Origin of the sequence: Streptomyces sp. A012304 (genome assembly GCF_026008495.1) — a bacterium.
GTDB lineage: Bacteria > Actinomycetota > Actinomycetes > Streptomycetales > Streptomycetaceae > Streptomyces.
Genome location: NZ_BQUN01000149.1, coordinates 1 through 591 on the forward strand (window position 1 = coordinate 1; position 591 = coordinate 591).

At 70.1% G+C, this 591-nt stretch carries 1 protein-coding gene; it reads left to right on the top strand.

Going from position 1 to position 591, the window contains the following annotated elements; all coding sequences use genetic code 11:
• Positions 1-591, top strand: a 591-nt coding sequence (locus ALMP_RS35060) for an RHS repeat protein (protein WP_264935805.1), incomplete at both ends; no start/stop codon positions are given.

Consider the following 591-nt stretch of genomic DNA (forward strand, 5'->3'; position numbering starts at 1 on the left):
CGGCGACTCCGTCCGCTACCAGTACGACGACGCGGGCAACGTCACCCACGAGACGGTCGAGAACGGCACCGACTCCCGCACCACCCTCTACAGCTACGACGACCGCGGACTGACCACGTCCAAGACCGACCCGGCGGGCAACAAGACCGAGTACGGCTACGACGAGCTGGGCCGGCCGGTCTCCGTCACCGCGCCCGCCGTGCAGACCGAGTCCGGCGGCAGTGCGCCCGTCACGTCCCGGCCCGTCACCTTCACCGGTTACGACACCTTCGGCGCGGTCACCGAGTCGGTCGACGCGCTCGGCCGTATCAACCGCACCGCCTACGACCGGCTCGGCCGCGCGGTCACCGCGACCGCGCCCGCCTACACCGCGCCCGGCTCGTCGCAGACCGTCGCCCCGACGGTCACCAACAAGTACGACCCGCTCGGCAACATCATCGAGACGACCGACCCGCTCGGCCGCGTGACGAAGTTCCAGTACGACCGCCAGAACCGGCTCACCGTCAAGGACGTGCCCGTTGGCACCGGCGACGAGCGCGGGCAGTGGAAGTACACCTACACCCGCACCGGAAAGGTGCTCTCGGTCACCGA